At 70.9% G+C, this 22807-nt stretch carries 26 protein-coding genes; 14 read left to right on the forward strand and 12 right to left on the reverse strand.

Annotated elements, in window-relative coordinates; genetic code table 11:
- Positions 1–9: 9 nt before the first annotated feature.
- Complete coding sequence (locus tag DSC45_RS11705; protein ID WP_119289820.1) at positions 10–759, reverse strand: nucleopolyhedrovirus P10 family protein; 750 nt, start codon at positions 757–759, stop codon at positions 10–12.
- 87 nt (positions 760–846) lie between these two features.
- On the opposite strand from DSC45_RS11705, the gene DSC45_RS11710 reads away from it, so the two are divergent.
- The 5 genes from DSC45_RS11710 to amaP are packed head-to-tail and all read left to right on the forward strand — an operon-like array spanning position 847 to position 3173.
- Positions 847–1344, forward strand: a complete 498-nt coding sequence (locus DSC45_RS11710; RefSeq protein WP_240434581.1) for an Asp23/Gls24 family envelope stress response protein — start codon at positions 847–849, stop codon at positions 1342–1344.
- A gap of 40 nt (positions 1345–1384) precedes the next feature.
- Positions 1385–1570 carry a hypothetical protein gene (locus DSC45_RS11715; RefSeq protein WP_119289822.1) on the forward strand — a complete coding sequence of 62 codons (186 nt, stop codon included), beginning with the start codon at positions 1385–1387 and terminating at the stop codon, positions 1568–1570.
- On the forward strand, positions 1570–1920 hold the full coding sequence (locus DSC45_RS11720) for an Asp23/Gls24 family envelope stress response protein (RefSeq protein WP_119289824.1): 351 nt from the start codon (positions 1570–1572) through the stop codon (positions 1918–1920). The genes DSC45_RS11715 and DSC45_RS11720 overlap by 1 nt, the downstream gene beginning before the upstream one ends.
- Positions 1917–2591, forward strand: coding sequence for a DUF6286 domain-containing protein (locus DSC45_RS11725; RefSeq protein WP_119289825.1), 675 nt, complete (start codon positions 1917–1919; stop codon positions 2589–2591). The genes DSC45_RS11720 and DSC45_RS11725 overlap by 4 nt, the downstream gene beginning before the upstream one ends.
- A gap of 3 nt (positions 2592–2594) precedes the next feature.
- Positions 2595–3173 (forward strand): alkaline shock response membrane anchor protein AmaP, encoded by a 579-nt coding sequence (gene amaP / locus DSC45_RS11730; protein ID WP_119289827.1) that lies wholly within the window; start codon positions 2595–2597, stop codon positions 3171–3173.
- A gap of 59 nt (positions 3174–3232) precedes the next feature.
- On the opposite strand, the gene DSC45_RS11735 is transcribed toward amaP, so the two are convergent.
- From DSC45_RS11735 to DSC45_RS11750, 4 genes are all read right to left on the reverse strand, one after another.
- Positions 3233–3988 carry an SDR family oxidoreductase gene (locus tag DSC45_RS11735; protein WP_119289829.1) on the reverse strand — a complete coding sequence of 252 codons (756 nt, stop codon included), beginning with the start codon at positions 3986–3988 and terminating at the stop codon, positions 3233–3235.
- 76 nt (positions 3989–4064) lie between these two features.
- Positions 4065–4853, reverse strand: a complete 789-nt coding sequence (locus tag DSC45_RS11740; RefSeq protein WP_119289982.1) for an SURF1 family cytochrome oxidase biogenesis protein — start codon at positions 4851–4853, stop codon at positions 4065–4067.
- An 81-nt stretch (positions 4854–4934) separates the two neighbouring features.
- The gene (locus DSC45_RS11745; protein WP_119289984.1) at positions 4935–5168 is read right to left on the reverse strand and encodes a hypothetical protein; all 234 of its coding nucleotides are present in this window, start codon (positions 5166–5168) and stop codon (positions 4935–4937) included.
- Between the two features lie 63 nt (positions 5169–5231).
- The gene (locus tag DSC45_RS11750; RefSeq protein WP_119289831.1) at positions 5232–6218 is read right to left on the reverse strand and encodes a DEDDh family exonuclease; all 987 of its coding nucleotides are present in this window, start codon (positions 6216–6218) and stop codon (positions 5232–5234) included.
- A gap of 286 nt (positions 6219–6504) precedes the next feature.
- Between DSC45_RS11750 and DSC45_RS11755 the strand changes: the two genes are divergently transcribed.
- The 3 genes from DSC45_RS11755 (at position 6505) to DSC45_RS11765 (ending at position 8995) form a co-directional block, all read left to right on the forward strand.
- Positions 6505–7176 (forward strand): VIT1/CCC1 transporter family protein, encoded by a 672-nt coding sequence (locus DSC45_RS11755; RefSeq protein WP_119289833.1) that lies wholly within the window; start codon positions 6505–6507, stop codon positions 7174–7176.
- A gap of 143 nt (positions 7177–7319) precedes the next feature.
- A complete protein-coding gene (locus DSC45_RS11760) occupies positions 7320–8279 on the forward strand; it encodes a sterol desaturase family protein (RefSeq protein WP_119289834.1) in 960 nt (319 codons plus the stop codon).
- Complete coding sequence (locus DSC45_RS11765) at positions 8276–8995, forward strand: lysoplasmalogenase (protein WP_119289836.1); 720 nt, start codon at positions 8276–8278, stop codon at positions 8993–8995. Before DSC45_RS11760 ends, DSC45_RS11765 begins: the two co-directional genes overlap by 4 nt.
- On the opposite strand, the gene DSC45_RS11770 is transcribed toward DSC45_RS11765, so the two are convergent.
- Positions 8946–9932: a CopD family protein gene (locus DSC45_RS11770; RefSeq protein ID WP_346426654.1), complete on the reverse strand. Its 987-nt coding sequence runs from the start codon at positions 9930–9932 to the stop codon at positions 8946–8948. The genes DSC45_RS11765 and DSC45_RS11770 overlap by 50 nt on opposite strands.
- A 251-nt stretch (positions 9933–10183) precedes the next feature.
- On the reverse strand, positions 10184–11701 hold the full coding sequence (locus DSC45_RS11775; RefSeq protein WP_119289840.1) for a S8 family peptidase: 1518 nt from the start codon (positions 11699–11701) through the stop codon (positions 10184–10186).
- Between the two features lie 307 nt (positions 11702–12008).
- Here DSC45_RS11775 and DSC45_RS11780 point away from each other — a divergent pair, with 307 nt between their 5' ends.
- The 3 genes from DSC45_RS11780 (at position 12009) to moaA (ending at position 15177) form a co-directional block, all read left to right on the forward strand.
- Entirely contained in the window at positions 12009–12377 is a 369-nt protein-coding gene (locus DSC45_RS11780) for a DUF485 domain-containing protein (RefSeq protein WP_119289842.1), read from the forward strand.
- Positions 12374–14020, forward strand: a complete 1647-nt coding sequence (locus tag DSC45_RS11785; RefSeq protein WP_119289844.1) for a solute symporter family protein — start codon at positions 12374–12376, stop codon at positions 14018–14020. Before DSC45_RS11780 ends, DSC45_RS11785 begins: the two co-directional genes overlap by 4 nt.
- A 167-nt stretch (positions 14021–14187) precedes the next feature.
- Positions 14188–15177 (forward strand): GTP 3',8-cyclase MoaA, encoded by a 990-nt coding sequence (gene moaA, locus DSC45_RS11790; RefSeq protein ID WP_119289846.1) that lies wholly within the window; start codon positions 14188–14190, stop codon positions 15175–15177.
- Here the strand turns inward: moaA and DSC45_RS11795 are convergent.
- A complete protein-coding gene (locus DSC45_RS11795; protein WP_119289848.1) occupies positions 15160–15414 on the reverse strand; it encodes a hypothetical protein in 255 nt (84 codons plus the stop codon). The two genes, moaA and DSC45_RS11795, sit on opposite strands and share 18 nt — an antisense overlap.
- Positions 15415–15660: 246 nt before the next feature.
- Positions 15661–16035 (reverse strand): DUF3099 domain-containing protein, encoded by a 375-nt coding sequence (locus DSC45_RS11800; protein ID WP_119289849.1) that lies wholly within the window; start codon positions 16033–16035, stop codon positions 15661–15663.
- A 220-nt stretch (positions 16036–16255) separates the two neighbouring features.
- Between DSC45_RS11800 and DSC45_RS11805 the strand changes: the two genes are divergently transcribed.
- Positions 16256–16531: a GlsB/YeaQ/YmgE family stress response membrane protein gene (locus DSC45_RS11805; RefSeq protein WP_119289851.1), complete on the forward strand. Its 276-nt coding sequence runs from the start codon at positions 16256–16258 to the stop codon at positions 16529–16531.
- 126 nt (positions 16532–16657) lie between these two features.
- On the opposite strand, the gene tyrS is transcribed toward DSC45_RS11805, so the two are convergent.
- The 3 genes from tyrS to DSC45_RS11820 form a co-directional block, all read right to left on the reverse strand.
- Positions 16658–17926, reverse strand: coding sequence for a tyrosine--tRNA ligase (gene tyrS, locus DSC45_RS11810; protein ID WP_119289853.1), 1269 nt, complete (start codon positions 17924–17926; stop codon positions 16658–16660).
- A gap of 109 nt (positions 17927–18035) precedes the next feature.
- Complete coding sequence (locus DSC45_RS11815) at positions 18036–19439, reverse strand: metallopeptidase TldD-related protein (protein WP_119289855.1); 1404 nt, start codon at positions 19437–19439, stop codon at positions 18036–18038.
- Positions 19436–20959: a TldD/PmbA family protein gene (locus DSC45_RS11820; RefSeq protein ID WP_119289856.1), complete on the reverse strand. Its 1524-nt coding sequence runs from the start codon at positions 20957–20959 to the stop codon at positions 19436–19438. Before DSC45_RS11820 ends, DSC45_RS11815 begins: the two co-directional genes overlap by 4 nt.
- Before the next feature lie 237 nt (positions 20960–21196).
- Between DSC45_RS11820 and fabG the strand changes: the two genes are divergently transcribed.
- Positions 21197–21913, forward strand: a complete 717-nt coding sequence (gene fabG, locus DSC45_RS11825) for a 3-oxoacyl-[acyl-carrier-protein] reductase (protein ID WP_119289868.1) — start codon at positions 21197–21199, stop codon at positions 21911–21913.
- Positions 21914–21918: 5 nt separating this feature from the next.
- Positions 21919–22680 carry an enoyl-ACP reductase FabI gene (gene fabI, locus DSC45_RS11830; RefSeq protein WP_119289870.1) on the forward strand — a complete coding sequence of 254 codons (762 nt, stop codon included), beginning with the start codon at positions 21919–21921 and terminating at the stop codon, positions 22678–22680.
- Positions 22681–22807 lie beyond the last annotated feature (127 nt).

Below are 22807 nucleotides of genomic sequence, written 5' to 3' on the forward strand. Positions count from 1 at the left end.
CGCGCGCTCTCAGGGCTGTGGTGACGACCGCTGCACGGCCGTGATGACGACCGCCGCAGTCGGGTTGTCAGGCAGCACTGCCGTCGCTGCCTGACGTACCGCCAGGGCCACGTCGAGCGCGCGGTGGTCGCTCGTGGTGGCCAGTTCGATGCGGAGGTGGCGGCGAGGGAGCGAGGTGGAGGTGTCGCCCTCGCCGTGCTCGGTGAGGTGCACCGCGCGCCCCCGCCCGCCGAGCACCCCGGTCAGCTCGGCCACGCCCGGTACGGCGAGGACGGCCGCTGCCACCCCGGCCGTGCCGTCGCCGTCACCGTGCCCGTCCGCGGAGTCTTCCGGCCCCGTACCGGTGTCGGCCGCTGCCTGCTCCGCCAGTTCGTCCTCGAGCGCCGTCACCCGCAGGTCCGCCGTCAGGAGCGCGAGGCCGAGGCGGTGGTCGGCCGCCGCGGTCAGTGCTGCCCGCAGGCGCTCCGCGGCCGCGGGCAGCGGTTCACGGGTCGTCGCCGAGAAGTCCGCTTCCAGGCGCAGCGGCCCGGGCGGCAGCGAACTCGGCGGTGCCGGTACCGCGGGCTCCGCCCCCGTACCGGACGTGTCCAGGCGCAGCGATTCCAGCCGTACGCCGGCCACCCGGGAGGCGGCTTCGCGCAGTACGCGGGACGCCGCCTGCTCGGTGATCCAGGTGCCGTCCGCCGCGCCGCCCAACGGCAGCAGACGCCCCAGGCCCAGCTGCTGCCGCACCGCCAGGGTCCATCGGTCAACCGTCATTGCCCCAGCCTGCCGCATCCCCGGAGCGATATCGGGAACACGCGCTTACGGTGAGCTGAGGAGTGCAACCCCGAAGGGAACGACGCCATGGCAGACACAGCAGAGCGCGGCACGTCCGGAAGCAGCGAGCAGGGCGCGAAGACCCTGTCCGGTGACAGCACACGCACCGGCCCCACCAAACGAGGCGGCGGCGACCCCGCGAGCCGTGGCCGTACGACCATCGCCGACGGGGTGGTGGAGAAGATCGCCGGGCTCGCCGCTCGTGACGTGGTCGGCGTGCACGCGATGGGCAGCGGCATCTCACGTACCTTCGGCGCGGTACGCGACCGGGTGCCCGGCGGCGCCAAGTCGGTCAGCCGCGGCGTCAAGGCGGAGGTCGGCGAGGTGCAGACCGCGCTCGACCTGGAGATCGTCGTCGACTACGGCGTGTCCATCGGCGACGTGGCCCGTGCCGTACGGGAGAACGTCATCGCCGCGGTGGAACGCATGACCGGCCTCGAAGTGGTCGAGGTGAACATCGCGGTCGGCGATGTGAAGCTGCCCGACGAGGAGGACGACGACGAGCCGGAGGGCAGGCTCCAGTGAACCGCTCGGCACGGTCCGTCCACGTAGCCAGGAGGCCGCGATGAGCATGGCACTGGTCGGCCTGATCGCCGGCATGGGTCTCGGATTCGCCGCGTACTTCGGCGGGTTCGGAGCCTTTCTGCTCGTCGCCGCACTCGGGGCGATCGGGTTTCTGGTCGGCCGCTACGTCGACGGGGACCTCGAGCCCGGTGATCTCTTCCGGACGCGCGACGACCGGCGGCGCTAGTGACGTCCTTGACGGTCGAGCCCGCCGAACGCGGATCGACCCGGATCGCCGACCGGGTCGTCGCCAAGATCGCCGCACGGGCGGCACGCGAGGCGCTGCCGTCCGGTGTGCCCGAGGACGGGCAGGCCCCGCTCGCCACCGTGTCGGTGCAGCACGGCACGGCCCGCGTCCGGGTCAGCCTCGAGCTGGAGTACCCCGCTGACATCGGCCGGCAGTGCGGTGCCGTGCGTCGTCAAGTCGCCCAGCGGGTAAAGGCGTTGGCGGGGATGGAGGTGCCCGAGGTCACCGTCTCGGTGGAGCGGCTCCATTCGGCACACTCGCGCGGCGCGGACCGGGGGAGGACCCGATGAGCGAGGCCCCTGAGACACCGGCGGGCGGTACCCGGCCGCTGCCGGTGATCGAGAAGGACGGCCCGGAGTTCGACCAGTCGGCCTCGGCCGCCTCCTACACCCCGGTGCTCACCCCGGCGGACGGGGGTGAACGCCGCCGCCTGTGGTCGACGCGGAGGATCCCGGCCACCCTGCTCGGCCTGCTGGTGCTCGGCGCGGCCGGGCTGCTCCTGTACGACGTGGCCGCGGTGCGCGCGGACCGGCCGGCGATGGCCTGGCGGCGCACGCTGGCCGAGGAGCTGGCGGAGCGCCGGCTCGACGACGTGGCCGTCCTTGCCGGTGCGGCCGCCGCGGCCGCGATCGGGCTCTGGCTGCTCATCCTCGCGCTCACTCCCGGTCGCCGTGACGTGCTGCCGATGGCGAGCGCGAACCCCGGCGTGCGGTCCTGGCTCGACCGGGACGCCGCGGCCCTGGTGCTTCGCGACCGCGCCATGCAGGTCTCCGGCGTGCAGTCCGTACGTGTCAAGGTCAAGCGGCGCAAGGTGGACGTCAAGGCCGTCTCGCACTTCCGCGAACTGGACGACGTACGTGCCGATCTGGACACCGCGGTCGGTGCCGGCCTCGGCCGGCTCGGCCTGGCGCACGGCCTGAACCTCGCGGTGTCGGTCACCCGCCCGGGAAGGAAGGGCTGAGCCATGCTGAAGTCGGTCAACCGGATCGTGCTCGCCCTCGCGGGCCTGGTGCTGCTCGTCCTCGGCGGCGCGGTGCTCGCCACGGGACTCGGCGCCGGACTGCCGTCCTGGTGGGTCTACGACGGCCAGGGCGACGTGCTGCTCGGCGACGACGCACGCACCCGGTGGCGGGACGAGGGCTACTGGTGGCCGGCGGTCATCGCCGCCCTGGCGGTCCTGGTGATCCTGATGCTGTGGTGGCTGCTCGCCCAGGCGCGGCGCCGCAGGCTCCGCGAGGTGCTGGTCGACAGCGGTGACGGCGAGGGCGCGCTGCTGCGCGGGCCGGCCATGGAGTCCGTACTGGCCGGTGACGCGGAGGCCGTCGAAGGGGTGGCGCGTGCCAGGGTGGCGCTGACCGGCCGGCGCACCGAGCCGCGCGCCCGGATCCGGCTGCTCCTGGAGGCGCACGCGGAGCCCGCCGACACCCTGCACAGGCTGAGCGCCGAGACGGTGGCACGCGCCCGGGACTCGGCGGGGCTCGCGGAGCTCCCGGCGGAGGTCCGGATGCGCGCGGTGCGCCACCGGGCCGAGCGCGTCAACTGACGCCGGACCGCCGGAACTTCGGGGGGTGGCCGCCACTCAGGGGCGGCCACCTCCCGGCTTCAGAACCCGTGCCGTGCGCCGCCGTCCACCGGCACCATGATCCCGGTCAGATACGAGGCGCCGGGTGACAGCAGGAACGCGGCGGTGCGTCCGAACTCCTCGGGCGTCCCGTAGCGGCGCAGCGGGATCCGCGACTCGATGGCCGCGCGGTTGGCGGCCGGGTCGGGCGCGAGACCGTCCAGCTCGCGCACCCGGTCGGTGTCGACCCTGCCCGGCAGCACGCCGACCACGCGGATGCCGCGGGGACCGAGTTCGTCCGCGAGTGACTTGGCGAAGCCGGCGAGGCCCGGGCGCAGGGCGTTGGAGATGGTCAGTCCCGCGATCGGTTCGTACACCGAGCCGGAGAGCACGAAACCGATCACGCCGCCCTCGCCGAGTTCGGCGGCAGCCGCACGGGCGACCCGGATCGCGCCGAGGAACACCGAGTCGACGGCAGACCGCCACTGCTCGTCGGTGTTGTCCGCGGCCGAACCGGGGGCCGGACCGCCGACGCTGATCAGGACACCGTCGAACCGGCCGAAGCGGCTCTTGGCGGTGGCGATCAGCGACTCGGCCGCCGCCGGGTCGGCGTTGTCGGCGACGACACCGACGGCTCCGTCACCGAGGTCGGCCGCGGCCGCGGCGACGCGCTGTTCGTCGCGTCCGCTGATGACGACCTTCGCTCCGTCGGCGACCAGTTCATGGGCGGTCGCGTTGCCCAGGCCCCGGGTGGCACCCGTGATGACGTAGACGCGGTCTTTCAGTCCAAGATCCATGGGCACCATCCTGCCGTGTGCGCCCCGCGGGTCGCGAGGGCGGTTGTCCTGTGAGACGCCGGCCGCGGGCTGCTGCTCAGGCCGGAGCGGTCGCCGGTTCGGGTTCTTCCTCGGCCGGCCGTTCACTGCGGTCGCGTACTTCGCGGCGTACCAGGATGATCCAGCCGGCCGGGACGCCCGCGGTGAACAGCCACCACTGCACCGCGTACGCCATGTGATTGCCGATGGAGTCGTGGTCCGGCTCGGGGACGAGCTCGGGTGAGCCGTCGTTCGGCTTCGGTGTGATCAGCTCGACGTAACCGCCGAGGACCGTGCGGTCGAGTTCCTTGGCCTGCTGCTCGCTGTTGATCAGCATGGTCTGACGAGGCGGCAGGCCGGCCAGGTCCTTGATGCCGCTGGCGTCGGTCGTCTCGTCGGCCTTGAGACGGCCGGTCAGGGTGACCTCGCCCTTCGGGGGCGGCGGAACCTTGGGGTAGGCCTGCTGGTCCGCCGCGGACTCCACCCAGCCGCGGTTGACGAGCAGCACCCGGCCGCTGTCCAGGACGAAGGGGGTCAGGACCTGGGCGCCGACCCGGTCGTCCGCGTTGGTCCTGCGGCGTACGACGACCTCGTGCTCGGTGTCGAAGGTGCCCCTGGCGGTCACCGGACGCCAGTAGTCGGCGCGCGGGACGGTGTGGCCGGGGGCGGTGAGGCGTTCCACGGGTTGCGGCTTCGCGTCGAGGCTCTTCGCGATCAGGCCGTTCTGCGCGACGCGGCTCTGGTGGCGGTGCAGCTGCCAGAAACCCAGCTCGATCATCACGGGGATGAGGACGAGGGCGACGAGGGTGACGATCACCCACTGCCGGGACAACAGGAAGCGGTACACCCCATGACCGTACAACTCGGCCATGGGGTGCCTGCCGGGAGGGGTGCCGGGTCCGGCCCGCCGGGGCCGGCCGCGGGGGATTCAGACTTTGTCGACGATGCCCACCTTCCCCTCCGCGCGGGCGCAGTGGGCGCCGCAGAACCAGCGCCCCTCCACCTCGACGCCCTGCCCGATGACCTGGACCCGGCAGTGCTCGCAGATCGGTGCCATCCGGTGGATGGCGCAGGCGAAGCAGTCGAAGACGTGCATCGCGCCCTGCGCGTGCACCTCGAAGGACATGCCGTAGTCGTTTCCGCAGACTTCACAACGTGCCATGCGCCACAGGGTCGGCCGCCCGCAGTGCCCGGTGCGGTCGGCATGCGGGGTGCGGTCGGACAATCACCCGTCTGACGGCCGGGCCGGCAGCTTCTCGGCGGGAGACACGTCGCGCAACAGTTGGCCGAAGGCCGCTTCGTCCATGATCGGGGTGCCGTACGACTTGGCCTTGACGGTCTTCGAGGTGCCGGCGTCCGGGTCGTTGGTCACCAGGAGGCTGGTGAGGCGGGAGACGCTGGTGGCGACGTGCAGTCCTGCCTCGATCGCCCGGTCCTCGAGGAGCTCGCGCTCCACCGAGGTGTCGCCCGAGAAGGCCACCCGCATGCCCTGCTTGAGTGGTTTGTCCGTCTCGTAGCGTCCGGGGTTGGGGTACGGGCAGGCCGGCCGCTTCCGGGAAGGACGCCAACTGCCGTACGAGGACTGGCGTCCGATGCGGGCCGGGGGCGGGCTCGCGCTCCACTCGGTGAGCGGGAGGCACTCCAGGAGCGGCAGCCGCACGCCGCCGCCCGCCGCGGCGTGCAGGCTCGGCCGGAAGGCCTCGGCGAGCACCCGGGCGTCGTCGAGGGCGTGGTGCGCGCGCTGCTGCACGACGCCGAAGTGCGCGGCCAGGGACTCCAGCTTGTGGTTGGGCAGCGGGAGTCCGAGCTCCTTGGACAGGGCGATGGTGCACAGGCGCTGGCTCACCGGGGCGGTGCGCTCCGCGCGCGCGTACTCCCGGGCGATCATGGACCAGTCGAAGACCGCGTTGTGTGCGACGAGTACACGGTCCGCGAGGCGGGCCGAGAACTCCTCGGTGATCTCGCCGAAGAGTGGTGCGCCGGCCAGCTCCGCGCTCGTCAGGCCGTGTATCCAGACCGGCCCCGGGTCCCGCTCCGGATTGACCAAGGTGTACCAGTGGTCCTCGACCTCGCCGTGGGCGTCCAGTTGATACACGGCTGCCGACACGATGCGGTCGTGCCGGGCCAGGCCGGTGGTCTCCACGTCGACGACCGCGTATCCGGTCGGGTAGGCGGCCGGCCAAGGGGCTGCGGTCGGGTGGTCTTCGAGCATGGTCACTGAGGATACGGCCCGCCTCTGACACCACCGACCCCACCCGGCCGTGCCGGCCTCGTGAGACGGGGGACCACGAAGCGCCGGCCGCCCGCGCGGGGGAGGGCGAGGCCGAACTGCCCTCCCCGAGCTACGAGTTCGGCCGGGCAGGGCTCGCGGTCCCGTGAGGTTTCGGTGCGCGGGACGCGATGACACCCGCACCGGATCCGGCGGCTGCCCCCGCCGTGCGTGAGACCCTCCCCGGGTGAGCGATCCGTCCGGGCACGCCGAGGACCACGGCGGGGCCATGAGTACCCGTCTGAACTGGCTGCGGGCAGGCGTGCTCGGGGCCAACGACGGCATCGTCTCCACCGCGGGCCTGGTGGTCGGTGTCGCGGGTGCCACGCAGGACCGGGCCACCCTGCTCACCGCGGGCCTCGCCGGACTGCTCGCCGGTTCGATGTCGATGGCTGCGGGCGAGTACGTCTCGGTGGCCACCCAGCGGGCGTCCGAGCGGGCCGCCCTGGCACAGGAGAAGCGTGAACTGCGCGAGCAGCCGGGGGCCGAACTCGACGAACTCGCCGGGATGCTGGAGGCGCGTGGCCTCAGCCCCGACGTCGCACGCGAGGCGGCGGAGCAGCTCACCGAACGGGACGCGCTGCGTGCCCACGCGCGCGTGGAGCTCGGTATCGACCCCGACGCGCTGACCAACCCCTGGCATGCCGCGGGAGCCTCCTTTCTGGCCTTCACCGTGGGCGCCCTGCTGCCGTTGCTCGCGATGGTGCTGCCACCGGCCTCCCTGCGCCTGCCGCTCACGGTCGTCTCGGTGCTCGCCGCCCTCGTCCTCACCGGCTGGGGCAGCGCACGCCTCGGCGTCGCACCCGTGCGGCCCTCCGTGCTGCGGAACGTGGGCGGTGGGGCGTTGGCCATGGCGGTGACCTATGCGGCGGGTGCGCTGCTCGGGGCGGCCGGAGTGTGACACGGGTACGGAGTGTGGGGCTTTCGCCCGCTCCCGGCCGATGTCCATTGGCGGAGTCCGACAGAACCTGGCGCACCACCGCAGGTGATACCTGGCGGTAACTACCCCTTCTCGTATGCCTGTCGGGCGCTTACCGTGCTCGCATGTCGCCGAATCTGCCCGATGTCGTGCTGTGGTCCATTCCCGCGTTCGTCCTGCTCACGGTCATCGAGATCGTCAGCTACCGGCTGCATCCGGACGAGGACTCCGCCGGGTACGAGACGAAGGACGCCGCCACCAGCATCGGCATGGGGCTCGGCAGCCTCGCCTTCGACGTGCTGTGGAAACTCCCCATCGTGGCGATCTACACGGCGGTCTACGAACTGACCCCGCTCAGGGTGCCCGTGCTGTGGTGGACGATCCCACTGATGCTCCTGGCCCAGGACTTCTTCTACTACTGGTCGCACCGCGGCCACCATGTGATCCGGATCCTGTGGGCCTGCCACGTGGTGCACCACTCCAGCCGCAAGTTCAACCTCTCCACGGCGCTGCGCCAGCCCTGGACCTCGCTCAGCGTCTGGCCGTTCTACCTGCCGCTCATCGCCTGCGGTGTGCACCCGGCGGCGCTCGCCTTCTGCTCCTCGATGAACCTCGTTTACCAGTTCTGGATCCACACCGAGCGCATCGGCAAGCTGCCGCGACCCGTCGAGTTCCTCTTCAACACCCCGTCCCACCACCGCGTCCACCATGCGTCCCAGGGCGGCTATCTGGACCGGAACTTCGGCGGCATCCTGATCGTCTGGGACCGGCTCTTCCGTTCGTTCGTCCCCGAGACCGAGCCGTGCGTGTTCGGCCTCACGAAGAACATCGACACGTACAACCCGCTGCGTGTCGCCACCCACGAGTACGCGTCCATCGCCCGGGACCTCAGGGCGGCCCGGAGTTGGCGCGAGCGCGCCGGACGGCTGTTCCGCGGGCCCGGCTGGTCTCCCGCAGCGCTCACCGCGCCGGCCGGTCCCGCCGCGTCCGTCGCTCCCGTCGTGCCCGGACAGCCCGCGAGTCCCGCAGCGGCCGGTCCGGCCGGCGCGACGCGCAAGGACGGCGTCCCCGAGGGCGCGGCATGAGCCCGGTGCACGCGCCGGGAGCGGGAGAGCGGGCCACCCGTCCGCCCGCTGCGGAGCGCGCGGCGCAGGTCCTCCTCGTGGCGTTCGCGACGGCGGTCGTGGGTGACCTCGGCTCGCTCCTCGCGGGCTGGGAGCCGGGCCACCTGGTCTGCAAGCCGCTTCTGCTCCTCCTGCTCGCCGCCCACGTCGCCGCCCGGGGCGGTCCTCGACTCCTCGTCGTGGCGCTGCTGTTCGGCTGGGGCGGCGACGTACTTCTGCTGGTCGACGCGGACGCGGCTTTCCTCGCCGGGATGGGCTCCTTCGCCGCGGGCCACGTCTGTTACCTGCTGCTGTTCGCCCGGTACGGCTCCACGCGCGCGCGTGGAGCCTGGTTGGCGGCGGCCTACGCGGTGGCCCTCGTGGCGACGGTTGCGGCACTGTGGGGCGGACTGCCCACGGAACTGCGCATCCCGGTCGCCGGATACAGCCTGCTGCTGACGGCGATGGCGTGCCGAGCGTCCCGGATCGGGTGGGCCGCGGGCATCGGCGGCGCGCTGTTCCTGCTCTCGGACACCCTGATCGCCACCGGGCTCGCCGACTGGCCGCAACTCCCGCGCCCGGACTTCTGGGTGATGCTCACTTACACCGCCGCGCAGGCCCTGCTGGCCCACGGTGTGCTGCGGGCGGTCAGCCCCAGAGGGGACGGTCCCACCACACCGGAGCCGGAACGGCGGTGAGCAGCGCGGACACCGCGACGGCCACCCCGAGCAGCACCACCTCGATGCGCGCCGGCATCACCGCCTGCCACGGATCCATGCTCCGCCGCATGCGGATACGCGCGCCGAGCGCGAGCACCGCGACCACGGCGACGAGCAGCAGCTTGGCCGCGAGCACCCGCCCGTAGGACGTGGCGAACACCGAGTCGAGAGGCACCTTGCGCAGCGTCGAGCAGATCCCCGACACGGTGATGCCGGCGAACATGACGGCCGCCACGCGCGCGTACCTGGTGAGCAGGTTGACCGCAGCGATCGGCCACGGTCGCCAGACCCGCATCGTGCGCAGGATCTGCAGCAGCCCACCGGCCCAGACCGCGGCGCACGTCAGGTGCACCAGCGTCAGAGCACTGCCGACCAGGGGCATGTGCTCGGGGCCGACGTCCGGGTGGGCGCGCAGCGCCTCGGCGGCCACCACCGCCGCCAGCGGCAGCCTGGCCCAGGCCGGACGCCGCGAGGTGGCACACAGGGCGGCGGCGATGAACGCGTTGATCTCGATCAGGGCGAGACGTCCGTCGGTCGTCTGGTGGAGGCTCCCCAGGGTGATGTCGTCCAGGCTCTTCGGCAGCAGATTGCCGTTGGCCACGATCAGTGCGAGACCCAGTGCGGCCGCCGCGCCCGCGCACGCGGCAGGCATCGCCCAGCTGCGCGGCGAGATGTCCGGCGCACCACGGATCCGGCGGGCCATCGCCGCCGCGGCCTGCTCACCGACGAGCACGCACAGCGCGGCGAACATCGTCGTCCGCAGCAGGGTGATCACACCGAGCCCCGGCGCGGCCGCCTCCCCGGTGCCTTCGAGTGCGAGCGAAGGACCGAACATCGGCAGGACCGCGGCCACCAGGATCAGCACCAGGACCATCGCCGTGCGCCACACCGCGGTCCTGCGCAGTGTCTCCGTCAACGCGACCTCGTTCGGAGGAGGGTCGGTGGACACAACGGGAGGCCGGGAAACGCTCATTGACCGATCTTGACCGGAATGGTCTGGTCCAGCAAGCCTCGGTGGGCTACCAGGACCAAGACGCGACATTTCCCACTCTCGCCGGAGCGGAACACGGCAGCCGGACGGGTGTCCACGCGCGCGTACCGCACGGCGCACGGGCCGCCCCCGACGACAGGGGCGGCCCACGCGCACTCAGCAGATGTACGGAAGGGTCACCTGCGGACCGCGTCCAAGGCGTCCACGATGCCGAAGCCGTAGAAGCCGTTCACGCGCTCGGCGCCCTCGCAGACAGCGTCCACCGTGCCGTCACCGTCCGGGTCGTAGGGCTCGGACGGGCAGCCCGGGTTGTCCGCCTGCAGCTTGAGCAGCGCCTGCAGCGCGGTCGGACCTGCCTTCGGATGGGTGCTCTTGATCAGCGCCGCCACCGCGGCTACATGCGGAGCCGCCATCGAGGTGCCCTGCAGGTAGCCGTACTCGCCGTCCGGCATGGTGGACAGGATCCGGCCGTTCTTCGACGGGGTGTCGGCAGGAACATTGCCGTCACCACCCGGGCCCGCGACGTCCACGATCCCCTTGCCGTACGTCGAGTAGTACGACTTGGCTTCCGTCGGGCCCGTCGCAGAGACCGTCACCACACCAGGCAACTGGGTCGGGATGTCGAGGCATTCACTCGGGTCGATGGTGCGCTCGACCGGAGTGGAGTCGTTCGGGCTCGAGTCGTCCAGGATCTCGTCCGAAGCGAGGTCGTGGTTCGAGTTGCCGGCCGACGCCACATGCAGCGTGCCCTTGCGGTGGGCGTAGCGCTGCGCACGGTTCACGGCGTCGACGATCGCCTTCTGGTCGGGATCGTCGAGGCAGTTGTACATCCACGGGTCCACGTAATAGCTGTTGTTGGTGACGTCGATGCCCTTGTCACCGGCGAACACGAAGGCGCAGACGACGGACTCGGGGGTGAACAGCTCGGTCTGCGGGTCAGCCACCTTGATGCTCGCGACCTGCACGCCCGGAGCCACGCCCGCCACGCCCACGCCGTTACGGGCGGCGGCTATCTCGCCGGCGACATGCGTGCCGTGGTAGTGCTCCGCGTTGTGCGGCCGCCAGGCGCCGGGCGAGGTGTCCGCCTTGCCGCCCACACAACTGGCGGACTGCGAGGCGGAGAAGTTGGGCGCGAGGTCGGGGTGGGTGTCGTCCACACCGGTGTCGATCACACCGACCGTGACCTTCGAGCTGCCCGGGTTGATCTTCGCCGCCTTGTCGGCGCCGATCGCCCGCAGGTCCCACTGATCCGCCTCGAGCGGCTCCGCGTCACCCTTGGCGGACCTGGCGCTCGCCTTCGGCGCCTCGACGTACTCCGGAGCACCCACCTCGGTGGTGCCCGCCGCCTCGAACGGCGCGGTCCGGCTCGCACCCGCGGTCTGCACGCCCCGCACGCCGCGTATCCGCTCGGCGAACCGGGGGTCCGTCGAGTGCGCCACGATGACGCCTATTCGCTCGTAGGCCGCGACGACACTGCTGCCCTCCGACGTCTCGATCGCCTTCTTCACCGCCTCGACCGTGTGGTGGCCGGTCCGGGTGTTCACCACGTACGAAAGCGTGTCGCCTTCGGCGGCAGCCTTCTGCGGGGCAGCGGTCGCCGCGCCCGGCACCGCGCCGAGCGTCGCCGCCGAGACGGCGAGCGCCAGGCCCAGCGGTGCGAGCAGGCGCCGCCGTCTGGAGCGCAGATGAGTCATGGGGTCTCCACTTCATCCCAAAAGCAAAACGCCCGAACACAGGTCGTGCTCGGGCGGTGAATGGTGCGAGTGCAGGCTGAAACTAGCGCCGTACTTCCCGGACCGGCAACGACTTCCCGTCAAATCCCGTTTCGTTGAACCGGATCGGGATGCGCTCCGTGCCGTGGTTCGGAGGGAGACGCAGGCCGTAACCCCTGTTGGATCACGCGAGGTGGGCCTAGCATCGCCATCCGGCCGAGTGATCAGCGTCACAGCAAGGCCCCCGCTCAAGTCCGCATACCTATCCCCGTGTCGCGAGGAGACTGACGTGACCCCCGATGCACCACCACCGTCGCAGGACGGATCCGAGCAGAGTCCCGTCATGCCCTCGGCGGAAGCGTTCCTCGAGGAGCAGGAGAGCGCGGAGTTCGGCGAACTGCGCCGCGCACACCGGTCCTTCGCGTTCCCGCTGACGGTGGCGTTCGTCCTCTGGTACCTGCTGTACGTCCTGCTGTCGAACTACGCCGGCGATTTCATGGGCACCAAGCTCTTCGGCAACATCAACGTCGCCCTCGTGCTGGGCCTCGCACAGTTCGCCACCACATTCCTCATCGCCTGGCTCTACTCGCGGCACGCCGCGCGCAAGCTCGACCCCAGGGCGGCAGAGATCAAGTCCCGTCTGGAGGCAGGCGCATGAGCCACCCCGTCCTGCTCGCGGCCCCCGAGACCGTCCTCGCGGCGACCTCGGACGTCAGCGAGCACCGCACGCTGATCATCTCGCTGTTCGCGGCCTTCGTCATCGCCACGCTCTTCATCACCGTGTGGGCGGGCCGGCAGACCAAGGACGCGGCCGACTTCTACGCCGGCGGCCGGCAGTTCTCCGGCTTCCAGAACGGCCTCGCCATCTCCGGCGACTACATGTCGGCCGCCTCGTTCCTGGGTATCGCGGGCATCATCGCGCTCAGCGGCTACGACGGCTTCCTGTACTCCATCGGCTTCCTGGTCGCCTGGCTCGTCGCCCTGCTCCTGGTCGCCGAACCCCTGCGCAACTCCGGCCGTTTCACGATGGGCGACGTGCTCGCCTACCGGATGCGCCAGCGCCCGGTGCGTACCGCCGCCGGGACGTCCACCATCGTGGTCTCGATCTTCTATCTGCTCGCGCAGATGGCAGGTGCGGGAGCCCTGGTGGCCCTGCTGCTCGGCATCACCGGTGAGGGCGGCAAGATCGCGGTCGTCGCGCTGGTCGGCGTCCTGATGATCGTGTACGTCACCATCGGCGGCATGAAGGGCACCACCTGGGTGCAGATGGTCAAGGCGGTGCTCCTGATCACCGGCACCATCCTCATCACCTTCCTGATCCTGCTGAAGTTCAACTTCAACCTGTCCGAACTCCTGGGCGCGGCAGCCGAGAAGAGCGGCGCGGGCGCGTCGTTCCTCGAGCCGGGTCTGAAGTACGGCGTCACGGACACCTCGAAGCTGGACTTCATCTCCCTGGGCATCGCCCTGGTGCTCGGCACCGCCGGCCTGCCGCACATCCTGATCCGCTTCTACACCGTGCCGACGGCCAAGGCGGCCCGGAAGTCGGTCAACTGGGCGATCGGCATCATCGGTGCCTTCTACCTGATGACGATCGTGCTCGGCTTCGGTGCCGCGGCGCTGCTCACTCCGGAGGCCATCAAGGAATCCAACCCGGGCGGTACCACGGCGGCTCCGCTCGCCGCCTTCGAGATCGGCGGCGGCAGCGGGTCCACGGGCGGTGCGATCCTGCTCGCGGTGATCTCGGCGGTCGCCTTCGCGACCATCCTCGCGGTGGTGGCCGGTCTGACCCTGGCCTCCTCGTCGTCGTTCGCGCACGACATCTACGCCAACGTCATCCGCAGGGGCAAGGCCAGCGAGAAGGAAGAGGTCAGGGCCGCCCGCTGGGCCACCGTGCTCATCGGTTTCGTGTCCATCGTCCTCGGCGCCATGGCCCGTGACCTGAACGTGGCGGGCCTGGTCGCCCTGGCCTTCGCCGTCGCCGCTTCGGCGAACCTGCCGACGATCCTCTACAGCCTCTTCTGGAAGCGCTTCACCACTCGAGGCGCCCTGTGGTCGATCTACGGCGGTCTGACCTCGTCGGTGCTCCTGGTGCTGTTCTCGCCGGTGGTGTCCGGCAAGGAGACGTCGATGTTCCCCGGTGTGGACTTCCACTGGTTCCCGCTGGAGAACCCGGGCCTGATCTCCATCCCGCTGGGCTTCCTGCTCGGCTGGCTCGGCACGCTCCTGTCCAAGGAGGAGCCCGACACGAAGAAGTACGCCGAGCTCGAGGTCCGCTCCCTCACCGGTACCGGAGCGCACTGACACCGGCACATGACGCAGCGGCGCGGCCGCGTCGTAGGGATCTACGACGCGGCCGCGCCGCTCGTCGTGCGATCGGGCCGCCCTCGATGTCGGTGCTGTCACGTAGGCTCTGAGACAACTGGACCCGACCGCGCACAGCACGGTTATCGACAGGGGAGGAGGCCGACGTGCTCATCGACACCTATGGCCGAGTGGCCACCGACCTGCGGGTCTCGCTCACCGACCGCTGCAATCTGCGCTGCACCTACTGCATGCCCGAAGAGGGCCTGCAGTGGCTGGCCAAGCCCGACCTCCTCACGGACGACGAGATCGTCCGCCTGATCCGGCTCGCCGTGACCGAGCTCGGCATCACCGAGGTCCGCTTCACCGGCGGCGAGCCCCTGCTGCGGCCCGGCCTCGTCGGCATCGTCGAGCGGTGCGCGGCGCTCGAGCCCCGCCCCAAGATGTCGCTGACGACCAACGGCATCGGGCTCAAACGCACCGCGGGGGCCCTCAAGGCCGCAGGCCTCGACCGGGTGAACGTCTCCCTGGACACCCTGCGTCCCGACGTCTTCAAGACCCTGACCCGCCGCGACCGTCACCGGGACGTCCTGGACGGCATGGCCGCCGCCCGCGAAGCAGGCCTCACCCCGGTCAAGGTCAACGCCGTCCTGATGCCCGGGCTCAACGCGGACGAGGCCCCCGACCTGCTCTCCTGGGCGGTGGAACACGACTACGAGCTGCGCTTCATCGAGCAGATGCCCCTCGACGCCCAGCACGGCTGGAAGCGCGAGGGGATGATCACGGCCGGCGACATCCTGGCCTCGCTGCGCACCCGGTTCACCCTCACCGAGGAGGGCGAACAGGCCCGCGGTTCGGCCCCGGCCGAGCGCTGGGTGGTCGACGGCGGACCGCACCGGGTGGGCGTCATCGCCTCGGTCACCCGACCGTTCTGCGCCGCCTGCGACCGCACCCGGCTCACCGCGGACGGCCAGGTCCGCACCTGCCTGTTCGCCACCGAGGAGACCGACCTGCGGGACGCCCTGCGCTCCGGTGCCCCCGATGCGGACATAGCGCGGATCTGGAAGCTGGCGATGTGGGGCAAGAAGGCCGGATCGGGTCTGGACGACCCGTCCTTCCTGCAGCCCGAGCGGCCGATGTCAGCGATCGGCGGCTGACGACTCCCAGTCGGTGAGGCGTACGACGTCCTTGAGGAAGCCGCGCATCCCGAGGAACTTCGACAGGTGCTCCCGGTGCTCCTCGCAGGCCAGCCAGGTCTTGCGCCGCTCGGGCGTGTGCACCTTGGGGTTGTTCCACGCGAGCACCCACACCGCGTCCGCGCGGCAGCCCTTGGCCGAGCACTGCGGCGTGGAGGGGGACGGGGACGAAGTGTCGGAGAGTCCGGGGAAGTTCACACGCTCAAGCCTAATCGGCTCGGTGGACGGACCGGGCGCCGGTCTGGACAGGACCGAAACCGAAGGGGAGAAAAGGCGACGCCGAGCAGCCACGGGGGGAGCTGCCCGGCGTCGGTCTGTCGCTCCGACGGGGGATGCGGAGCGCGTCTGAAGTATGTCACGGGGGACCCGGTGCGGTGCACCGGAACTACATGATTGATCTGAGCATTTCTTGAGCTTTCGGAGCCGGTCCAGGACCGGCGCAGGTCAACTCCCGGTGCGCGGTCCGGCGTCGGCGCCGGGCACACCGTGCCCCGCCGGCGATTCCGCTTCCGGAGCCCCGGAAGCCGGTCCCAGCATCGGGCGTACGGGGGCGGGGGTGAAGGTCGAGGGGAGTGAAGGGGCGTTCTCCCGGCCCGCGTTGGCGATCACCACGGCGACGTAGGGGAGGAGCAGACCCAGGGCCAGGGCGACGATCGCGACGTGGCGTTCCACGTTCCACAGCACCCCCGCGAGGATCACCGAGAGCGTCCGTACGGACATCGAGATCACGTAGCGCCGCTGTCTGCCGCGCACGTCCTCGGCGAGCCCGGTGCGGGCCCCGGTGATCCGGACGACCCCACTGTCATGTCGCTTCCGCATGACCTTCCACCAACCTTCCCCCGGGCTCCGACGAGCGCCCCCAACACGGTACGCCGCAGCCCTGCCCGGTACGAGAGGGGGTACCCGGATTGCGACGACCCGGGACGGAACCGGCCGGGCCGTCGCAATCCGGGTACCCGCCTCCCGCCGAAATGCGCCGCACGGCACATGGGCCGACACTGGCTGTATCCGCACCGGAGAGCCGTCTTAGGAGGCGACCATGGGCTGGTTGTGGGCGATCATCGTGGGATTTGTGCTGGGACTCCTGGCGAAGGCCATCCTTCCCGGGAAACAGCACTTGCCGCTCTGGATGACCACGGTGCTTGGCATCATCGGAGGCGTGGCCGGCAATTCGCTGGCCGCCGGCTTCGGCATCGACGAAACACCAGGCATCGACTGGGGGCGTCACGCCCTGCAGATCGTGGCCGCGCTCGTGCTGGTGTTCCTCGGTGACCTGGCCTACAAGGCGGTCAAGGGAAACCGGCAGAGAACCTGACGCAACCTCCCCGTCAAGACCTGACACCCCGCAGAGAGTGCGGGACGGCGCCGTGGCCGGTCCATTCTGGGACCGGCCACGGCGCTGTCATGTCCGGCGGGCGCCCCCGTGGAGGAGCTCGCGGACTCAGGCCGTGACGACCTCGATCGCCGCCAGGTTCTTCTTGCCACGGCGCAGCACCAGCCAGCGCCCGTGCAGCAGTTCGTCCGGCGAGGCGACCGCGTCCTCGGCGGGGACCTTCACGTTGTTCACGTACGCCCCGCCCTCCTTCACCGCACGGCGGGCCGCCGACTTGCTCGGCACCAGACCGACCTCGGCGAACAGGTCGACGACCGGGCCGAGCTCGGTGACCTCGGCATGGGGCACCTCGCAGAGCGCAGCGCTCAGCGTGGCCTCGTCGAGTGCGTCCAGCTCGCCCTGGCCGAACAGCGCGCGGGACGCCGCGATCACCGCGGCGCACTGCTCCGCGCCGTGCACCAGCGTGGTGAGCTCCTCGGCGAGCGCCCGCTGTGCCGCCCGCGCCTGCGGCCGCTCCTCGGTCTGCCGCTCCAGCTCCTCCAGTTCGGACCGGCTGCGGAAGCTGAGGATGCGCGAGTACGTCGAGACGTCCCGGTCGTCCACGTTCAGCCAGAACTGGTAGAAGGCGTACGGCGTGGTCATCTCCGCGTCGAGCCAGACGGCGCCGCCCTCGGACTTGCCGAACTTGGTGCCGTCCGCCTTGACCATCAGCGGAGTGCCGACGGCGTGCACGGCGGCTTCCGGCTCGAGGCGGTGGATCAGGTCGATGCCCGACGTGAGGTTGCCCCACTGGTCGCTGCCGCCGGTCTGCAGCGTGCATCCGTAGCGGCGGTAGAGCTCGAGGAAGTCCATGCCCTGGAGCAGCTGGTAGCTGAACTCCGTGTACGAGATGCCCTCCTGGGACTCCAGGCGGCGGGCCACGGAGTCCTTGGTGAGCATCTTGTTCACGCGGAAGTGCTTGCCGATGTCGCGCAGGAACTCGATCGCGGACAGGCCCGCCGTCCAGTCCAGGTTGTTCACCATCGTCGCCGCGTTCTCGCCCTCGAAGGACAGGAACGGCTCGATCTGCGAGCGCAGCCGGCCGACCCACTCCGCGACGGTCTCCGGCGAGTTCAGGGTGCGCTCGGCCGTCGGCCGCGGGTCACCGATCTGACCGGTGGCGCCGCCGACGAGCGCCAGCGGGCGGTGGCCGGCCTGCTGGAGCCTGCGGACCGTGAGTACCTGGACCAGGTGCCCGACGTGCAGGCTCGCGGCGGTCGGGTCGAAGCCGCAATAGAACGTGACGGGACCGTCCGCGAGGCTCTTGCGCAAAGCGTCCTCGTCCGTGGACTGGGCGAAGAGCCCCCGCCACTTCAGGTCGTCGACGATGTCCGTCACTGTCGCGTGTCTCCTTGAACGATCAATTCGGCACCGACGGTGGCCCGTGCGTGCACGGGCCGGTCCGCGGTGTGTGTTCCCGGCCAGTCTATGGGGGGCTCGATCGGCGTCAGACGCCCTGGCTGACCGAACTCATGTTGAAGTCCGGCACCCTCAGTGCGGGCATCGCGGCCCGGGTGAAGTAGTCGTTCCATTCCCTGGGCAGCGTGGTGACGGTCCGGCCGGCCTCCGTGGCGCGGCCGAGCAGGCTGACCGGCGACTCGTTGAACCGGAAGTTGTTCACCTCGCCCACCACCTCGCCGTTCTCCACCAGGTACACGCCGTCCCGGGTCAGACCCGTCAGCAGCAGCGACGCCGGGTCGACCTCGCGGATGTACCAGAGGCAGGTCAGGAGCAGCCCGCGCGAGGTGCCCGCGACCATCTCCTCGAGCGAGCGCTCGCCGCCCGCGTCCAGGACCAGGTTGTCGACGGGCGGGGACACCGGCAGGCCGGTGAGTGAGGCGCTGTGCCGGGTGGTGAGCAGCCTGCCGAGCTCGCCGTCCTTGATCCAGTCCGTCGCGGTCAGGGGCAGGCCGTTGTCGAACACGGACTGGTCGTCGCCCGAGGCGTGCGCCATCACGAACGGGGCCGCCTCCAGGCCCGGCTCGTACGGGTCGCTGCGCAGTGTGAGGGGCAGCTCGGACAGCCGCTCGCCGACCCGGGTGCCGCCGCCGGGCCGGGAGAAGACCGTACGGCCCTCAGCCGCGTCCCGGGCCGCGGACGACCACAGCTGGTAGATCAGCAGATCGGCCACCGCGGTCGGCGGGATCAGCGTCTCGTACCGACCGGCGGGCAGTTCGACGCGGCGCTGCGCCCAGCCGAGCCGGGTGGCCAGTTCCGCGTCGAGCGCGGCCGGGTCGACGTCCTTGAAGTCCCGTGTGTAGCGCCCGGCCCAGGCGGAGCGGGTGCGGTCGGGGGACTTCGCGTTGACCTCGAGCGTCCCGGTCGGCTGGTCGTGCCGCAGGCGCAGGCCCGTCGACGTACCGAGGTAGCTGCTGACCAGGGAGTGCTGGGCGAAGCCGTAGAGCTCGCGGTCTCCCGCCCGGGCGCGGGCGAAGGATTCGCCGAGCGCCGGGGCGAAGGCGTCGAAGACGGCGGACGAGGTCTCGTCAGGCGCGTCGGTGAAGTCCGGGGAAGCGGGCACGCCCTCCACCAGTGGTCGGGCGTCCTCGGCGGGACCCGCCGAACGGGCCGCCGCCTCCGCCGCGCGGACCACCTGGGCGAGTTCGTCGGCGGTGACTGCGGAGCGGGAGACCACACCGGAAGCGGTGCCCTCCCGACCGTCCACGGTGGCGACGACCGTCAGGGTGCGGCCGCGGGTGACGCCGTTGGTGGTCAGCGCGTTCCCCGCCCAGCGCAGGTTGGCGGTCGACTCCTCGTCGGCGATCACCACACAGCCGTCCGCCTCCGACAGCTCGAGCGCGCGCTCGACCATCTCGTGCGGCGCGGTGCTTGTGCGACGCGGGCTCGTCATCGGCCGGCCTCCTGGGTCGTGTTCAGGATGTTGACGCCCGTGAACAGGGCGGAGGGGCAGCCGTGCGAGACGGCCGCGATCTGGCCCGGCTGGGCCTTGCCGCAGTTGAACGCGCCCCCGAGCACATAGGTGTCGGGCCCGCCGACCGCCGCCATCGAACCCCAGAAGTCCGTCGTCGTCGCCTGGTACGCGACGTCCCGCAGCTGTCCCGCTAGCCGGCCGTTCTCGATACGGAAGAACCGCTGGCCGGTGAACTGGAAGTTGTACCGCTGCATGTCGATCGACCAGGACCGGTCACCGACCACGTAGACGCCGCGCTCCACACCCGCGATCAGCTCGTTCGTGGTGGGGCCCGCGGGGGCCGGCTGCAGCGAGACGTTCGCCATCCGCTGCACCGGGACATGGCCGGGGGAGTCGGCGAAGGCGCAGCCGTTGGAGCGCTCGAAGCCGGTGAGCTTCGCGATCCGCCGGTCCAGTTGGTAGCCGACCAGGCGGCCGTCCTTGATCAGGTCCCAGGACTGGGCGGCGACCCCCTCGTCGTCGTAGCCGACGGTGGCGAGGCCGTGCTCGGCGGTGCGGTCGCCCGTCACGTTCATGATCCCGGAGCCGTACTCGAGGGTGCCGAGCCGGTCGAAGGTGGCGAAGGACGTGCCCGCGTACGCCGCCTCGTAGCCGAGAGCGCGGTCCAACTCCGTTGCGTGGCCGATGGATTCGTGGATCGTCAGCCACAGGTTCGACGGATCGACGACCAGGTCGTAGCGGCCCGGCTCCACACTCGGTGCGCGCAGCTTCTCCGCGAGCAGCTCCGGCATCCGTGCGAGCTCGGCGTCCCAGTCCCAGACGTCGCCGCCCAGGTACTCCCAACCGCGGCCCACCGGCGGTGCGATGGTGCGCATCGAGTCGAACTCGCCGGTGTGCGCGTCGACGGCTACCGCGGTCAATTGCGGGTGGAGCCGCACGCGTTGCTGGGTGGTCACGGTGCCCGTGGTGTCCGCGTAGAACTTGTTCTCCTGGACCGTGCGCAGGGTCGCGTCCGCGTGCGCCACGCCTTCGGCCGCGAGCAGGTGCGCGCTCCATTCGGCGAGCAGACCGGTCTTCTCCGCGTCCGGTACGTCGAAGGGGTTGATGTCGTACGCCGAGATCCAAGTGCGGTCGGGGTGGGCCGGCTCGTCGGCCAGTTCCACCCGCTCGTCGGATCCGGCCGCGGCGATCACCTTGGCCGACAGCTTGGCCATGGCCACGGCCTGGCCCGCGACCCGCGCGGCCGCGTCCATCGACAGGTCGACGCCGGAGGCGAAACCCCAGGCCCCGCCGTGCACCACCCGCACCGCATAGCCGAGGTCGACGGTGTCGGAGGAACCCGCGACGCGGGCATCGCGCAGCCGCCAGTCCGCGCTGCGGATCCGCTCGAGACGGAAGTCGGCGTGATCGGCGCCGAGCGCGCGGGCGCGGGCCAACGCAGCGTCGGCCAGCGCACTCAGCGGCAACGCCGTGAACGCTTCGTCGATGGAATGTGCCACGGATGTCTCTCCTGTCGGCAGCGGGGTCGGCCGGTGCACCGATGATCCCGTGGCGTGCGGGCGCCCGCCACGGGTTTGCGCGAGACCCGCGTCGTCTGCCGCGACCCGCGTACGTCCACTTTCTGTAGGGACCCGACAGGGAGTGTCTGGAGCCACTGTCGGTGACCGATTCTCCGTGCGAGCGACGGTACCGATAGTTTGCGGGGGTACACAGATCGCTATCGAAAGGGTGATCCGTTGAGCCGCTCGGTTCTCGTCACCGGAGGAAACCGTGGGATCGGCCTCACCATCGCCCGCGCTTTCGCTGCCGCGGGCGACAAGGTCGCCGTCACGTACCGTTCCGGGGACCCGGCCGCACTGGCCGACGAAGGTCTGCTTGCGGTCCGCTGCGACATCACGGACACCGAACAGGTGGAGCAGGCCTACAAGGAGATCGAGGAGAAGCACGGTCCCGTCGAGGTGCTCGTGGCGAACGCCGGAGTCACCAAGGACCAGCTGCTGATGCGCATGTCCGAGGACGACTTCACGGCCGTCCTCGACACCAACCTCACCGGCACCTTCCGGGTCGTGAAGCGCGCCAACCGCGCCATGCTGCGCGCCAAGAAGGGCCGCGTCGTCCTGATCTCCTCGGTCGTCGGACTGCTCGGCTCCGCGGGCCAGGCCAACTACGCCGCGTCCAAGGCGGGACTGGTCGGCTTCGCGCGGTCGCTCGCCCGTGAGCTCGGCTCACGGAACATCACCTTCAACGTCGTCGCTCCGGGCTTCGTGGACACCGAGATGACGCAGGTGCTCACCGAGGAGCAGCAGAAGAACATCGTCGGCCAGGTACCGCTCGGCCGATACGCGCAGCCCGAGGAGATCGCGGCGACCGTGCGCTTCCTCGCCTCGGACGACGCTTCGTACATCACTGGAGCCGTCATCCCCGTTGACGGCGGATTGGGCATGGGTCACTGATCACCATGAGCGGAATTCTCGACGGCAAGCGCATCCTGATCACCGGGGTGCTCACGGAGTCCTCCATCGCCTTCCACGCCGCCAAGGTGGCGCAGGAGCAGGGCGCCGAGGTCATCCTGACCGCCTTCCCGCGGCCCACCCTCACCGAGCGCATCGCCAAGAAGCTGCCGAAGCCGGCCAAGGTCATCGAGCTGGACGTCACCGACGACGAGCACATGGACCGGCTCGCGGGCATCGTCCGCGAGGAGCTGGGCGGGCTCGACGGAGTGGTGCACTCCATCGGTTTCGCTCCGCAGGGCGCCTTCAATTTCCTCGAGGCGTCCTTCGAGGATGTCTCGACGGCGATGCACGTCTCCGCGTACTCGCTGAAGTCGCTCACCATGGCCTGCCGCCCGCTCTTCGAGGACGGCGCCTCGGTCGTCGGCCTCACCTTCGACGCGCAGTACGCCTGGCCGAAGTACGACTGGATGGGGCCGGCCAAGGCCGCCCTCGAGGCGACCAGCCGCTACCTCGCCCGCGACCTGGGCAAGGAGGACGTCCGCTGCAATCTGATCTCGGCGGGTCCGCTCGGCTCGATGGCCGCCAAGTCCATCCCGGGCTTCGAGGAGCTCGCGGACGTGTGGAACTCGCGCTCGCCGCTGGCGTGGGACATGGCCGACCCGGAGCCCGCGGGCCGTGGCGTCGTTGCCCTGCTCTCGGACTTCTTCCCCAAGACGACCGGCGAGATCATCCACGTCGACGGCGGCGTGCACATGATGGGTGCCTGAGCCGAACCTCGCAGTGACCCGACGCCCGTTCCCGCACGTCGCGGGGGCGGGCGTCACCCGTTCGGCCCACGCGGTGGGCGGGGTGCCGCGGGCGCGCGCAGGCTGGAGTCCGAGTCGCTTTCCCCCT

The sequence above is a fragment of the Streptomyces sp. YIM 130001 genome, assembly GCF_003574445.1.
Lineage (GTDB): Bacteria > Actinomycetota > Actinomycetes > Streptomycetales > Streptomycetaceae > Streptomyces.

Coding starts and splice junctions, on each gene's coding strand:
- DSC45_RS11735 (WP_119289829.1), bottom strand. CDS start 3,988: ATGGATCTTGGACTGAAAGACCGCGTCTACGTCATCACGGGTGCCACC.
- fabI (WP_119289870.1), top strand. CDS start 21,919: ATGAGCGGAATTCTCGACGGCAAGCGCATCCTGATCACCGGGGTGCTC.
- DSC45_RS11805 (WP_119289851.1), top strand. CDS start 16,256: ATGGGCTGGTTGTGGGCGATCATCGTGGGATTTGTGCTGGGACTCCTG.
- DSC45_RS11745 (WP_119289984.1), bottom strand. CDS start 5,168: ATGGCACGTTGTGAAGTCTGCGGAAACGACTACGGCATGTCCTTCGAG.
- DSC45_RS11725 (WP_119289825.1), top strand. CDS start 1,917: ATGAGCGAGGCCCCTGAGACACCGGCGGGCGGTACCCGGCCGCTGCCG.
- DSC45_RS11710 (WP_240434581.1), top strand. CDS start 847: ATGGCAGACACAGCAGAGCGCGGCACGTCCGGAAGCAGCGAGCAGGGC.
- DSC45_RS11760 (WP_119289834.1), top strand. CDS start 7,320: ATGTCGCCGAATCTGCCCGATGTCGTGCTGTGGTCCATTCCCGCGTTC.
- DSC45_RS11800 (WP_119289849.1), bottom strand. CDS start 16,035: ATGCGGAAGCGACATGACAGTGGGGTCGTCCGGATCACCGGGGCCCGC.
- DSC45_RS11785 (WP_119289844.1), top strand. CDS start 12,374: ATGAGCCACCCCGTCCTGCTCGCGGCCCCCGAGACCGTCCTCGCGGCG.
- DSC45_RS11750 (WP_119289831.1), bottom strand. CDS start 6,218: ATGCTCGAAGACCACCCGACCGCAGCCCCTTGGCCGGCCGCCTACCCG.
- DSC45_RS11765 (WP_119289836.1), top strand. CDS start 8,276: ATGAGCCCGGTGCACGCGCCGGGAGCGGGAGAGCGGGCCACCCGTCCG.
- DSC45_RS11775 (WP_119289840.1), bottom strand. CDS start 11,701: ATGACTCATCTGCGCTCCAGACGGCGGCGCCTGCTCGCACCGCTGGGC.
- DSC45_RS11755 (WP_119289833.1), top strand. CDS start 6,505: ATGAGTACCCGTCTGAACTGGCTGCGGGCAGGCGTGCTCGGGGCCAAC.
- amaP (WP_119289827.1), top strand. CDS start 2,595: ATGCTGAAGTCGGTCAACCGGATCGTGCTCGCCCTCGCGGGCCTGGTG.
- DSC45_RS11715 (WP_119289822.1), top strand. CDS start 1,385: ATGAGCATGGCACTGGTCGGCCTGATCGCCGGCATGGGTCTCGGATTC.
- DSC45_RS11705 (WP_119289820.1), bottom strand. CDS start 759: ATGACGGTTGACCGATGGACCCTGGCGGTGCGGCAGCAGCTGGGCCTG.
- DSC45_RS11815 (WP_119289855.1), bottom strand. CDS start 19,439: ATGACGAGCCCGCGTCGCACAAGCACCGCGCCGCACGAGATGGTCGAG.